This is a genomic window from Aliidiomarina celeris, assembly GCF_003316875.1.
GTDB classification, from domain to species: domain Bacteria; phylum Pseudomonadota; class Gammaproteobacteria; order Enterobacterales; family Alteromonadaceae; genus Aliidiomarina; species Aliidiomarina celeris.
In genome coordinates this window covers 743,256-756,551 of the sequence record NZ_QMIL01000001.1, presented here as the reverse complement: position 1 = coordinate 756,551, position 13,296 = coordinate 743,256, and the positions used below count along the sequence as shown (strand labels likewise).

Here is a 13,296-nt window from a genome sequence, read left to right as displayed (position 1 = left end):
TTTTAGCGACATTCTATTTGCTACGCTTACGGCCATGATAAAAATAGTGGGCGTAAGGAATGAATGATGAGTTATAGAATCCGTATTTGTAAGAATGGCGCTACTCCCTTAAAGGTGGTATTGGGGGTGATGTTGTGGATGTTCTGTCTGAGTTTTCCGTTACTTACTCATGCCGCAGAGGAGCCGGGCGAACTCACCCTTGTGGTGAAGAACCAGTACACCGACCGGGCTGTGGCGGATGTCGCCATAACTGTGGTAGAACGGGCCACCAGCAATTCTCAAACGCTACAAACCAACGCGCAAGGGCGAGTAACCTTTACTGCGCTTAATCCGGGGCTGTACGCCATTACGATGGCGAAAAGCGGATACACCACCTTGGTGGAGTCGAGTATTCGGGTGGTCACGCGGAAAAATATTCAGTTGGAATTTCAATTGCGAGAACAGGCTGTAGAAGTGATCGAAGTGCGCTCGCGCCAGTCGGACGCTTTCTCCTCAACCTCAAGCACCTATATTGACCGAGAAGGATTGCGCAGTGCCGTCGGCGGGGGCGCTGATCCGCTCTTGTCTCTCGACGGGTTGCTCGGTTTAGCGTCTGCGAGTGAATTTGCCAGCTTCAGTGTTCGGGGGCGTGGACCTCGCGACAACCTTATTTTAGTAGACGACTTTCCGTTCGATAAGGCCGTGCATTTCGACGCAACCTTAGGCGAGGACGAAGATGTAGGGGGTGGTGGTCGATTTTCGATTTTTGCGCCCAATGTCATTGCGGGCGCTGAATTTTCACCGGGAGGATGGGAAGCTGCCTATGGTGGACGTGCTGCCTCTTTATTAAAGCTCGACGTAGCCGGCGGTAACCCGAGCCCTTCGGCCAGCTTTCGCTATGATTTAGCCGGTTTCGAGGTGGGCTACGACGGCCCGCTAGGCATTGGCGAAGATGCAACTGTGTTGGTGTCGGCGCGCCGTTTAGATTTTGGCGCGCTCTTTGAAACCATTGAAGAGCTGGACATTGGTGAACCAGTTTTGCGCGACATTATTGTGAAGTCGGTGATCCCGCTAAATTCAACAAATACCCTTGAAGTGTTGTTAATGGACACCCACGAAGACTATGTTCGTGATGTTGCCCATGTGTTTGAGTCGCCGAATTTTGAAGATGTGGCTTTACAAAAATCTGAACAAGATAGTGATCTGTATGGTTTAACCTTACGCTCGTTAATTGGCGAAACGGCCGTGTGGACCAACCGAGTCTATTATCGTAACAGCGACAAGGTGAGCTCTGAAGGCGAAGCCTATCCGGATCTTGTACCACCGGGGTCACCTGCATCGAGCTTTCCTGTTCGCGAAGATATTATTACGGTGGGTGAAGCTGAAACCGAAATAGGTTGGCGCAGTGACTTTGAGGTAATGAATAGCTGGGGTTTATTGAGTGCCGGTGTGCGGGTAACGCAACTTGAATTGGACTACTTCACGGTACTGGCCGACGACTGGAATCGTTTTGTTTACGACAGTAACGACTTTAGACCGGACCCAGAGCAGCGCTATATAGTGTTAACGCCAGAAAGTTTGAATGCGTCGTTGAACCGAAAAGAAACCAGCTATGCGGGCTATGTAGACCAGTTGTTTCAGTTTAACGACTGGAGTTTACGTTCAGGTTTACGTTTTGAGCGTGACGGCTTTGCCGATGAAAGCCTTGTTTCACCTCGTTTTAGCGTAAACTGGCAGGCTCGGAATAACCTTCGTTACTTTGCGTCGGTGGGTTTGTTTCACCAGTCACCGCGTTATTTAGAGTTGGCGGCAAACGAAGCCAATACACTGGAGAATGAGGAAATTACCCACAGCAGTGTTGGCTTTAAGTATTTCTTCTCGCCGAGTTGGTCGCTTTTAACAGAAGCTTATTATCAACGCTTAGACAATTTAGTGGTGGATTTGGATCGCACCAGCGGCACCTTTGCAAACCGCGGAGAGGGGAGCTCAGCAGGTGTCGATTTTGTGTTAAATGGCATGCTGCGTGAAGGGCTTTATGCCACTGCTACTTATTCCTATAATGACGCGGTTGTTGATCAAAAAGATGGTCGTGGAGAACTTCCTGCCGACTTTAACCGTGAGCACGTTGCCACCTTGGGTATCACATGGGAGATCAACAACCATTGGAAAGTTGCGGGTCGTTACAAATACCTTTCTGGCACTCCAGACGACGCCTATATTGTGCACGAAGATGTGTTAGGCCCTGGCCAGCCGTTGCGTTACTCGAAAGAGATTATTGCGCGTAACGTGGGGCGTAAAAGTGGCTCGGGATCGTTAAATGTTCGTGTCGATTACCGTCGCGCGTTCGGTCCTTTCGACGTCACTGCGTTTCTTGACGTAATTAATGTGACCGCTGCAGCGTCGGGTGACGATGTTGAGTTCGACTACCGCCGAGGATTCGACGTAAAAGATGGCAGCGAAGCCGAACCTTTAATTGGTTTGCGCTTGGATTATGCATGGTAAGGGAGAAGCGCTAATGGTATGCAAGCATGGGCAGGCGCCCATTCGAGCTTTAGTTGTAGAAGACAACCGCGATATTTGCGAGAACATTGCTGCATACCTAGAAAAGCAGGGCTATTTGCTCGATTTTGCCTACGACGGCATTAGTGCTATGCATTTAGCGCTCACGCAACCCTTCGACGTGATTATTCTTGATCTCATGCTACCTGGCATGGATGGCTTGAATTTCTGTAACAAGCTGAGAACCGAAGTTCACATCGACACGCCGGTATTAATGTTAACGGCGAGAGACACACTTGCCGACAAGCTCAAGGGCTTCGAGGCAGGTGCTGATGACTATTTGGTGAAGCCTTTCGCTTTGCAGGAGTTACATGCGCGATTGCAAGCTTTGCATAAACGCGGTCATGGTAAAGAGGCGCAAGTGCTCAGCATTGGTGACCTTTCGCTTAATCTACAAACACTACAAGTGCAGCGAGCGAGGCAGCGTATTGAACTTAACCCCACCAGTTTAAAAATATTACAACGGTTAATGGAATCGTCGCCGTCGGTGGTGTTGCGTGAAACATTGGAAACTTTGTTGTGGGCCGACGAACGGCCCGACGGTGACGCGCTGCGCTCGCACATGTACAAACTGCGACAAGCAGTCGACAAACCCTTTGCGGTGCCATTAATCCATACCGTTCATCGTATCGGTTATCGAATTTCCGAGGAACAGTAGAAATGTACCGACACAGTTTACGCACACGGGTTGCTATTGCGTTTGCCGCTTGTGTTGCGGTGTTGAGTATCGTGTGGGGCTTTGCGTTTCTTGGTGCCGTTCGCTTGAGTGAAGACAGGGTGTTAACACAGCAGTTGCAGCATGCAGCTCAAAGCTATCCACAACTGCAGCAAACGATTAGAGCCTATTCTGGAGCGGCTGAGTTGCCGGACTCCATTCGAGCTTGGGCGTTGAGTAATCCTGCTGAAGGTATTTATGAATTTGAAGCTGAAGAATTACATGTTGCAGTGCTCGCTCCTGTTGACGACGTCCAAGCGCCGGGATTCGTTGTTTTCGACGTAGCCGGTATTGAGGCCGCGTCTTCAGAAGATTGGTGGTTGGTGCTGGTGATCACAGGGGTGGTGACCACACTTGGCGTGTTGGGCTTTGGGCTTGGTATTCTCGTTATGCGTCGGGCAGTTGCGCCGGTTGCGCACTTGGCGAAGCAAGTGGCTGAAATTGACTTGGAACGCTTGTCGGGCGACGACTATAAACGCATAGCGCCTGAGCGATTTGGCAATGACGAGGTCGCAGTATTGGCGGGAGCCATTGAGAAAACACTCGCACGAATTAGCGCTTTTATTGAGCGCGAGCGTTACTTTACCAGCTCTGCAAGCCACGAACTACGCACGCCAATTACGGTGATAACCGGCGCGCTTGAATTACTCGAGCAAAGTAACGTGTCGCCGGCCGACGAAAAAATACTAGAACGTGTTCGGCGCGCCACACGTGATATGAAAGCAACCATTGAAACTTTTCTATTCTTGGCCCGAGAAGAAGAACCTTGGTCGCAACATCAACCGTTTTTGGTGAAGCCTTTGGTGCAAAGAGCCTTGGAGTTACAGCGCGAATTAAGAAACGACAAGCCTATTGAAGTTGCCATTCACGAGATGGCGTCACCGCGCGTACAAGGGCATAACGAAGCGTTTTTTATTGTGGTGAATAATTTAATACGCAATGCATTTGAACATAAGCTGGCGGGGCAGGAGCCCATATCAATTCATATTAAGGCGCATGAGTTGGTCATTATTAATGAGTCTAAGGCCGCCTCGGCAAGCTCTTCCCGCGGCTATGGATTAGGCTTGGGTATTGTTCAGCGGCTGTGCGAACGCAATGACTGGTCGTTTACTTTACAAGTCGAGGATAATTGTGCGGCGGCCTCTGTAGCGTGGAAAGTTGCAGCGAAGCAAACCCCGCAGCAAGCTTAAATTTCGGTCTTTTCTTTAAATTCGCAAAGGTCTTCGATAATGCATGAACCGCACCGTGGTTTTCGCGCCACGCAGGTGTAGCGGCCATGTAGTATCAACCAATGGTGTACGTCGACTTTAAATTCTGCGGGCACCACTTTCAGTAACTTTTGCTCGACTTGATCAACGTTTTTGCCAGTGGCCAGTTTGGTGCGGTTACTCACTCTAAAAATATGTGTGTCGACAGCAATGGTCGGCCAGCCAAAGGCGGTATTGAGCACTACGTTTGCGGTTTTTCGGCCAACACCGGGCAGAGCCTCAAGCGCTTCGCGGTTCTCGGGAACAACACCTTGGTGTTGCTCCACTAAAATACGGCAGGTTTTGATCACGTTTTCTGCTTTGGTATTAAATAGGCCGATGGTTTTAATGTAGTGTTTCACCCCGTCTACGCCCAGTGCCAGCATGTCGACTGGGTTATTTGCTACCGCAAATAACGGCCCAGTTGCCTTATTCACGCCTACGTCGGTGGCCTGTGCCGACAAAAGTACAGCAATAAGCAGCTCAAATGGATTGGAAAAGTTGAGCTCAGTCGTGGGATTTGGGTTCGCCGCGCGCAATCGAGTTAAAATTTCAACGCGTTTTGCTTTGTTCATCGCTTCGTTTTCCCTTTGCAGTTATTGTGAAGTAACGCGCGCGCGTTGCGCTTTCGCTATCGGCTGTTTGGCTGCGCGCCGCTTGCGTTGCAAATCGATGCCATTTTTCACCGCAATGATTAATCCTAAACCAATAAAGGCGCCTGGCGGCAGAATGGCAACCAGCAATGGGTAGTCGAATTGAATCAGCTCCATACGCAGTGACGCCGCCCACGGGCCTAGCAACAAGTCGGCACCGTCGAAGAGCGTGCCTTGGCCAATTATTTCACGCAGTCCACCTAAAAGCACCAGTACCAAAGCAAAGCCTAAACCCATCACAAAACCGTCGAAGCCAGCTTTGTGCCACGGATTCTTTGACGCGTAGGCTTCGGCGCGACCAATAATGGCGCAGTTGGTAACAATAAGTGGAATAAAAATACCTAAGGCCGTGTAAAGCCCATAGGTGAACGCATTCATTAATAGTTCAATAAGGGTTACAAAGGTAGCAATAACAATAACGAATACAGGAATTCGAATTTCATTGGGCACCCAGTCGCGCACTAAAGACACGGTAATATTCGAGCCCATTAATACTAATAGCGTAGCAATGCCAAGGCCTAAGCCGTTCGTGACAGTTCCGGTAACCGCGAGTAGTGGGCAGAGCCCTAGTAATTGAACGAGCGCGGGGTTGTTTTCCCATAATCCATTTGCGGTAAGGGTTTTGTATTCGTTCACGTTACTCATTACCGACTCCTTGCGTGGCAGCGTCGCAGTTTGCTGGCGCAGTAAAAAGCGCGTTGCTATTGGCCTGTGCCCATAAAGCAGTGCGTTGAATAGCATTGATCACCGCGCGCGGCGTAATGGTTGCCCCCGTGAACTGGTCAAAGGCGCCGCCGTCGCGGCGAACTGCCCAGCGCGGATCGTTTTCGCCGTTCACCCGCTGGTTGGTGAAGCTCAGAATCCAGTCACTTTTTCGCAGTTCAATTTTGTCGCCTAAGCCAGGTGTTTCGCGATGTTGGAGCACGCGGCTGCCAAGAATAGTGCCCGATGGGGCAATGGCCACCAACAAATGAATGGCACCGCTGTAGCCGTCTGGCGCTGTGGTTCTAACCACTAGGGCGACATGATTATTGTTATCCCGAGCGCGATAAACCGGTTGTGCGCTGTCGATTCCAAGTGCGTCTGGGTTAGTCACCAGCGTACAGTCGCGGTACAGATCGTTGCTGTAAGTGGAGCGCGGGACCAGTTCATTGAGAGTACGCATCACTTCATTGCGTTGCTGGGCGGCGATACGGTCGGCGGTGGCCCATTGCACCGCAATAAGCAGCGCGGTTGCCACTGCAGCAAAAGCGGCGAGAATAATACCGTTGCGTTTCATGGATGAAAAAATCATAGCGCTTTCCCTCCGTGGCCATAGGCTCTCGGCCGTGTGTAATAGTCGATCACCGGCACGCACATATTGGCTAAAAGGACTGCAAATGCGATAGCGTCTGGGTATCCGCCCCAAGTTCGAATAATATAAATGAGCATACCAATAAGCGCCGCATAAACCAGCTTGCCGCGGTTTGAAGTGGCGGCAGAAACGGGGTCTGTGGCAATAAAGAAAGCGGCCAGCATGGCGCCACCACTGAGTAAATGCAAACTTACGCCGGGTAACTGGTCGGCGGCAAACAGCGAGCCGAGCGCAGCAAAGAATGCGAGTGAAGCAAGCAGAGCCACCGGAATATGCCATTGAATAATGCGCTTGTATAAAAGTAACAGGCCACCGACTAAATAGCCGAGGTTGACCCATAACCATCCAGTACCGGCAATGCCGCTAAACACATCAGACCGTTTGATTTCCGTTAAGGTATAACCTTGGCTGAGTTGGGTTTTAATTTCATCTAACGGGGTCGCCATTACTATAGCGTCGAGGCTTTGCGTAAGCTCAATGAGGCGAACTTGCTCTAAGCTATAGCCTTCACTGGTGTATTGGGTAAAAAACAGCCACAGGCTGTCGATAAAATTCAGTTCGAACGTTGCTAGTGTGCTAGGTGGCATCCATGAAGTCATTTGTACCGGAAAAGAAATAAGTAGCAGTACATAGCCAGCCATTGCGGGATTAAAAACATTCTGGCCGATACCGCCGTAAACGTGCTTTACAATACCGATGGAAAACAAGGTACCAATAACAATAACCCACCACGGCGCTAGGGGCGGAATACTGATCGCTAAGAGTACGGCCGTAACTACTGCGGAAAAGTCGCCGAGCGTTGCGCGTAATGGTTTTTCACGAACAATAAGAATAACGGCTTCCGTAATGAGAGCGACGGTGACCGCAACTGTAATTTGCAATAGCGGTCCCCAACCGAAAAAGTAGCACTGTGCGGCGAGCCCGGGGATTAACGCCAGCAATACCCACAACATAATGTGTTGTGTGGTGCGCCGTTGGTGGGCGTGCGGAGACGAGGCGATGTAAAAACTCATGAGGATTCAGAGTCTCCTTGCTGTGATTGTTGTTGCACTTGCTGGGCGGCTTTCTTGGCCTTGGCGCGGGCAATTGCCGCTGCAACCTTGGCTTTCTGTGGGTCGTCGCTGGCTGCTGCAGGTGCATTGGGCGCGGCAGGTTCCGCTTGCTGCGCGTGTTCGCGCTCTCGCGCTGCTAAAGCCTTTTGCCGAGCTTCAGCCGCTTGGCGGTGGCGCTCTAAGCGCTCTTCTTTTTCGCGCTGGAGCCGCGCTTGACGGGCTTCGAATCGCTGTCGTGCGATTTCTGCTTTTTGTTGTTCAATATGTGCTTCCCGAATATCGGCTTTCGCTTGCCGATAGTAGTGCACCAAAGGAATTTCGCTCGGGCATACGTAAGCACAGGCGCCGCATTCAATGCAGTCCGACAAATGGTGTTGTGCCAAGCCGTCGTGGTCTTTGGCCCGCGCCAACCAATAAAGCTGTTGCGGTAATATACTTGCGGGGCAAACCTGTTCACATGCGCCACAGCGAATACATGCCAGCTCTTGGCGTTTGGCGGGTATTTCTGTTGTTGTCGGTGCCAATAAGCAGTTGGTTGTTTTGGTAATGGGAATTTGTAAATCGGTAACAGTAAAGCCCATCATGGGGCCACCGACAATGATCCGTTGTTGGGCTTCCGTTTGCAGCCCCGCATGTGTAAGTAAATGAGCGATAGGCGTACCGAGTAGCCCCCATACCGTACCCGGCTGAGCAAAGGCTTCACCCGTAAGGGTAACCACACGCTCCATAAGCGGTTCGCCGTGGTCAATTGCTCGGGCTACGGCGAAAGCGGTGCCGACGTTCTGCATAATAATGCCAATATGGGCAGGGTAACCCCGCGCGGGCACTTGCTTACCTGTAAGCACTTGAATAAGTTGCTTTTCACCACCAGATGGATACTTAGTGGGCACAACCCTAAGTGAAATTTGTTCTGCCTGTTGGCTGTCGAGCTGTGTTAATGCATGTTCAAGTGCTTGAATAGCCTCGGGCTTGTTGTCTTCCACGGCAATGACAATAGCAGGGTTGCCGAGAATATGCCCAATCAACAATGAACCGCGCACAATAGTGGCGGCGTGTTCACGCATGAGGCGATCGTCGGACACAATATAGGGCTCACATTCCACACCGTTTATAATCAACAACTCAATGCGGCGAGATTGCGCCAGCTTCTGTGCCGTCGGAAAACCTGCGCCGCCCATGCCGGCAATGCCTGCTTGCTGTATGTGTTGAAGTAGGCTGAGGGCGGTAGCTTCAAATGGGTTCGATATAGGCTCAAACGCCACACTGTTGTGAAGCCCGTCGGGAATAAGTTGAATACAGGGTTCTGCGAGCATCGACGGATGATTGCTCGGGTGGTCGATAATGGCTTGCACTGTTCCCGAGGTTGGCGCATGTACCGGCAGCCCGCCCGTATGGCCGGGCTCTGTAAGCGCTTGGCCGCGTAAAACGGTATCTCCCGGCTGCACAAGGATATTGCCAGCGCTCCCTAAATGCTGACGCAGTGGAATGTAAAGCACTGAGGGTAACGGCAAATGAGCAATCGGCGTGCGATTTGCCAGCTGCTTGCGCTCCGGCGGATGAATACCGCCGGGAAAGTCCCAGAGTTGCACCGCGTTGCTTGCCTGTTTGCTCATACTTGGCTCCCGCTGTGTTCTTCCTTTGGCTCTGCCTTCTGCTCTGGAAGGGCCTGTGTAGCATCGACTACTGTTACGGGAATACTGTCAAGCTGCCAACGCCAGCGCTCGGGCTTTGTGGTTACCGGCAGCATATCAATACAGTCAACAGGGCAGGGTTCTACACAAAGATCACAGCCCGTGCATTCGTCGGCGATAACCGTGTGCATTTGTCGATTTGCCCCCATAATGGCGTCGACCGGGCAGGCTTGTATGCATTTTGTGCAGCCAATGCATTCGTCTTCGCGAATGTAGGCAACTTTCTTCACGTCTTCAACACCGTGAGCAGCGTCGAGAGGTTTCGCTTCACGCCCGGTAAGGTCGGACAGCTTCTGAATTGTTGCTTCACCACCGGGTGGGCATTTATTAATGTCGTCGCCGTTGGCAATGGCTTCCGCATAAGGGCGGCAACCGGGATAGCCACATTGGCCACACTGGGTCTGTGGCAGGATTTCATCTATTTGATCTACCAAAGGATCGCTTTCTACTTTAAAACGAATGGCAGCAAAGCCGAGGATCAGGCCAAAGAGCAACGCTAAACCGGCAAGTACAAGAATTCCGCTGAGAATACTCATGATGTTGTAATAAGCCCTGTAAAGCCCATAAAGGCGAGCGACATTAGCCCTGCAGTGATCATGCCAATAGCAGCGCCGCGGAAAGTGATAGGCACGTCGGCGGCCGCAATGCGTTCACGCAACGCAGAAAAGAGCACCAATACCAAAGAAAAGCCAATAGCGGCCCCTAAACCATAAAAAATAGACTCGATAAAATTGTGTTGCTCGGAAATATTCAATAGCGCAACCCCAAGAACCGCACAGTTGGTCGTAATGAGCGGTAAAAAGATACCGAGTAAACGGTAGAGTGTAGGGCTGGTTTTGTGCACAACCATTTCAGTAAACTGCACCACAACTGCGATCACTAAAATAAAACTTAGCGTGCGTAAGGCTTGTAGTTCGAGTGGCAAAAGAATGTAATGATGCACTAAATAGCTTGAAACGGAAGCGAGTGTGAGCACAAAGGTAGTGGCGGCCGACATGCCTATGGCGGTTTCTAACTTATTGGAAACGCCCATAAAAGGGCAAAGGCCCAAAAATTGCACCAATACAAAGTTATTTACAAGCACTGTTGCGATCAGTAATAACAGAATTTCAGTCATGAGGTTCCGATGATCTTAGGCGTGGATTTGGCATTCACTTATTGGCCTCTATTATCCTGATTTCGGTACCATTTAACAACGTTACATTTATGCAAGCGTTTTCGTCAGAATTTCGTTAACATACGCAGCTTAGCGCATAGACTTAAGTCGGCAAGGAGCAAACTCTGCAACATATTTTCCAACAGCTACGCGCAGCAGATGAAGCTGCATTCTATTGGCTGTTCAAACGCACTCGGCCACTGCGGAAGTCGCGCCTAGCGTTCTGGTTTTCGCGTAGCGGCGACGGCCCCTATTATGCGTTATTTGCTTTGCTCGCTGTGGTGGCAACCGTTGAGGGCAGTATGTTGTTTGTGCAACGCTTGTTGCTTTCGTTTGCGCTTGAAATTCCCTTGTTTATTTGGCTGAAAAATACCCTTAAGCGAAACCGTCCGGCAATACGGCCGCAGTTTCGTCCGGCTATTACGCCAGCCGACAAATTCAGTTTCCCTTCTGGCCATTCAACGGCCGCATTTCTTTTTGCTGCGCTGGTGGTAACGAGCTTTCCGTTGTGGAGTTCGGCAGTGTATCTGTGGGCAGTGCTGGTGGCGGTATCACGCGTTGCACTTGGCGTGCATTATCCGAGTGACGTTATTGCGGGTGCTCTATTGGGTACAGGCATTGGCGCGGTATTCATCACGCTCATTCACTAGCTTGCTGTAATTCATCGATAAGGTGTGTATTGAATATTGCTTGGAGCTTTTGGCTCCCCAGGTTGGATTCGAACCAACGACACATGGATTAACAGTCCACCGCTCTAACCGACTGAGCTACTGGGGAATTGAAAGGCTTTGGTAGGTCTAGGCGTTTGGCTCCCCAGGTTGGATTCGAACCAACGACACATGGATTAACAGTCCACCGCTCTAACCGACTGAGCTACTGGGGAAACGCTTAACGGGGCGGAATGTTAATGCTAGACCGCAGCACTGTCAACCATTGAGCGAAACAAAATTTATGAAAAGCGGTCCGTTCGGGTAAAAAACAAGCGTTTTCTATGCTTTGGGCTACAAATTGTACTGAGTTGGCTGTTTTATCATGTTTGTTTTCTAGGTCTTGAAAAATAAGGGCTCTAGATAATGCAAGTTTTTTCTCGATTTTTATCCACATCGAACACAAACCCTTGATGTATGGGGGCTAGCTGATCTTATCCACGTTTTCTGTGGATAACTTTGTGGTTAAGTCTGTGAGATCAGCGCAACCGTAGGCGATCCGGCCCGATTCAGGATCTGGTTAATTATTAGCATTTTATTTATTAACCAATTAATTCAATAGGTTATGACAGCAGTGCGGGCTGGACGGAAAATGCGCGAATGTTAAGGCTGTGTGACACAAAAGTTGCAATATTGTGAGTGATCGACGGCTTCAGTAGTGGAAAACAGTTTTGAAATTATGCAGTGAGCGGTTACTTACGTGAGACATAGCGTACAAAGCTGTATCGAGAGCGAACAGGGCAAAAGGACCTGTTGGATTGTACTTCGGTATTTTTACTCGTTGGAAACTTTTTAAATTAAATCGGTTGCAAAAAGCCAAAATATGCGTAGGTGTTTCTCTGTTGGCTGTACTCAGTGCTATTTCGCACGGAAAGCCCCTTAAAACGAAAAAACCGCTTGAGTTAGTGTTAGCCTCAAGCGGTTGTTGAACATTGCTTAGCGTGCTGATGAGCGGGCTCTTTGCGTGGGTTTATTCACGCGCAAAAGCTGCAATACGCTCAACGGCTTCGTCGAGCACGCTTTGTGAGGCGGCAAATGAAAGCCTAAAGTGGCCTGGGGCGCCAAAAGCGGTGCCAGGTACCAGTGCAACTTTTTGCTCGGTAAGCAACGCCTCACAGAGTGCTACGTCGGTATCAAAGCCTTTTGCCGCCATTAACACTTCAATATTTGGAAACGTGTAGAAGGTACCGTCACCGGCAATAGCGTGAATGCCCGCAATGTTGTTCAGACCCGCAACCAAGGTGTCGTGGCGACGCTTAAACTCAGTTACCATTTCCGCAATAAAATGCTGCTCACCATTCAGCGCTGCTACGGCCGCATGTTGAGCAATGGAGCAGGGGTTTGAGGTGCTTTGCGATTGAATCTTTTTCATGGCTGCAATAATAGGAGCAGGGCCGGCTGCATAACCAATCCGCCAACCGGTCATGGCATAAGCCTTCGACACACCGGACAGAATAACGGTGCGGTCTTTTAAATCCGGCGCCACCATTACAATGTTGTGGAAGGCTTCGTCGGTCCACAGAATATGTTCGTACATATCGTCGGTGGCAATAAGTACCTGCGGGTGTTTGCGTAAAACCTCCGCTAAGGCGCTCAATTCGGCGGCAGTGTAGGCCATTCCTGTAGGATTTGACGGGCTATTGAGAAACAGCATGCGGGTTTTTTCGGTAATTGCCGCTTCCAGTTGCTCGGGGGTTATTTTATAAGCCTGTTTAATATCGGCTTCTACCACCACGGGCACCCCGCCAAGAAGGGTGGTCATGTCTGGATACGAAACCCAGTATGGGGCGGGAATAATGACTTCATCGCCGTCGTTAATCCAAGCCGTGAGTAGATTAAAGATGCTATGCTTGCCACCCGCGGAAACCAAAATTTCATTCGCTTGATAGTTGAGCTGGTTGTCGCGCTTAAACTTTGCGATCACCGCTTCTTTTAAAGCGGGAATACCATCGACTGCAGTATAACGGGTATGGCGTTGATCAATAGCGACCTTGGCCGCTTCACAAATAAAGTCGGGGGTTGGAAAGTCGGGCTCACCAACGCCAAGACCAATTACGTTGTGGCCTTGCGCCTTGAGTTCAGCGGCTTTCTGGCTCACAGCTAATGTGGGAGAGGGTTGTATTGCATTTACACGGTGCGACAGATTGTAATCCACAGAGATACCTAGCGACGTAGTTGAAGAA

12 protein-coding genes and 2 tRNA genes are annotated in these 13,296 nt (G+C 50.3%); 4 read left to right on the top strand and 10 right to left on the bottom strand.

Annotated features, from left to right (window positions below):
• Positions 1-66: 66 nt before the first annotated feature.
• Genes DQW12_RS03550 through DQW12_RS03540 form a run of 3 tightly spaced genes read left to right on the top strand, consistent with a single transcriptional unit; the run spans position 67 to position 4,443 of the window.
• A complete protein-coding gene (locus DQW12_RS03550) occupies positions 67-2,481 on the top strand; it encodes a TonB-dependent receptor (protein WP_113906456.1) in 2,415 nt (804 codons plus the stop codon).
• Positions 2,482-2,494: 13 nt separating this feature from the next.
• Complete coding sequence (locus tag DQW12_RS03545; RefSeq protein WP_440582355.1) at positions 2,495-3,196, top strand: response regulator transcription factor; 702 nt, start codon at positions 2,495-2,497, stop codon at positions 3,194-3,196.
• Positions 3,197-3,198: 2 nt separating this feature from the next.
• Positions 3,199-4,443 (top strand): sensor histidine kinase, encoded by a 1,245-nt coding sequence (locus DQW12_RS03540; protein WP_113906455.1) that lies wholly within the window; start codon positions 3,199-3,201, stop codon positions 4,441-4,443.
• On the opposite strand, the gene nth is transcribed toward DQW12_RS03540, so the two are convergent.
• Genes nth through rsxA form a run of 7 tightly spaced genes read right to left on the bottom strand, consistent with a single transcriptional unit; the run spans position 4,440 to position 10,367 of the window.
• Positions 4,440-5,075, bottom strand: coding sequence for an endonuclease III (nth, locus tag DQW12_RS03535; protein ID WP_113906454.1), 636 nt, complete (start codon positions 5,073-5,075; stop codon positions 4,440-4,442). The two genes, DQW12_RS03540 and nth, sit on opposite strands and share 4 nt — an antisense overlap.
• Positions 5,076-5,096: 21 nt before the next feature.
• Positions 5,097-5,789, bottom strand: a complete 693-nt coding sequence (locus DQW12_RS03530) for an electron transport complex subunit E (protein WP_113906609.1) — start codon at positions 5,787-5,789, stop codon at positions 5,097-5,099.
• Between the two features lies 1 nt (position 5,790).
• Positions 5,791-6,447, bottom strand: a complete 657-nt coding sequence (rsxG, locus tag DQW12_RS03525; RefSeq protein WP_113906453.1) for an electron transport complex subunit RsxG — start codon at positions 6,445-6,447, stop codon at positions 5,791-5,793.
• Positions 6,444-7,520 carry an electron transport complex subunit RsxD gene (gene rsxD, locus DQW12_RS03520; protein WP_113906452.1) on the bottom strand — a complete coding sequence of 359 codons (1,077 nt, stop codon included), beginning with the start codon at positions 7,518-7,520 and terminating at the stop codon, positions 6,444-6,446. The genes rsxG and rsxD overlap by 4 nt, the downstream gene beginning before the upstream one ends.
• Positions 7,517-9,172 carry an electron transport complex subunit RsxC gene (rsxC, locus tag DQW12_RS03515; protein WP_113906451.1) on the bottom strand — a complete coding sequence of 552 codons (1,656 nt, stop codon included), beginning with the start codon at positions 9,170-9,172 and terminating at the stop codon, positions 7,517-7,519. Before rsxC ends, rsxD begins: the two co-directional genes overlap by 4 nt.
• Entirely contained in the window at positions 9,169-9,786 is a 618-nt protein-coding gene (gene rsxB / locus DQW12_RS03510; RefSeq protein ID WP_198683885.1) for an electron transport complex subunit RsxB, read from the bottom strand. The genes rsxC and rsxB overlap by 4 nt, the downstream gene beginning before the upstream one ends.
• On the bottom strand, positions 9,783-10,367 hold the full coding sequence (gene rsxA / locus DQW12_RS03505; protein ID WP_113906449.1) for an electron transport complex subunit RsxA: 585 nt from the start codon (positions 10,365-10,367) through the stop codon (positions 9,783-9,785). The genes rsxB and rsxA overlap by 4 nt, the downstream gene beginning before the upstream one ends.
• Positions 10,368-10,708: 341 nt before the next feature.
• Here rsxA and DQW12_RS03500 point away from each other — a divergent pair, with 341 nt between their 5' ends.
• Positions 10,709-11,056: a phosphatase PAP2 family protein gene (locus DQW12_RS03500; RefSeq protein WP_157957839.1), complete on the top strand. Its 348-nt coding sequence runs from the start codon at positions 10,709-10,711 to the stop codon at positions 11,054-11,056.
• Positions 11,057-11,106: 50 nt separating this feature from the next.
• On the opposite strand, the gene DQW12_RS03495 is transcribed toward DQW12_RS03500, so the two are convergent.
• The 3 genes from DQW12_RS03495 to DQW12_RS03485 all read right to left on the bottom strand — a co-directional run bounded on the left by DQW12_RS03495 (position 11,107) and on the right by DQW12_RS03485 (position 13,268).
• Positions 11,107-11,183: transfer RNA gene (locus DQW12_RS03495), tRNA-Asn, on the bottom strand.
• Between the two features lie 29 nt (positions 11,184-11,212).
• Positions 11,213-11,289, bottom strand: a tRNA-Asn gene (locus DQW12_RS03490).
• Between the two features lie 794 nt (positions 11,290-12,083).
• Positions 12,084-13,268: a pyridoxal phosphate-dependent aminotransferase gene (locus DQW12_RS03485; protein ID WP_113906447.1), complete on the bottom strand. Its 1,185-nt coding sequence runs from the start codon at positions 13,266-13,268 to the stop codon at positions 12,084-12,086.
• Positions 13,269-13,296: the final 28 nt, after the last annotated feature.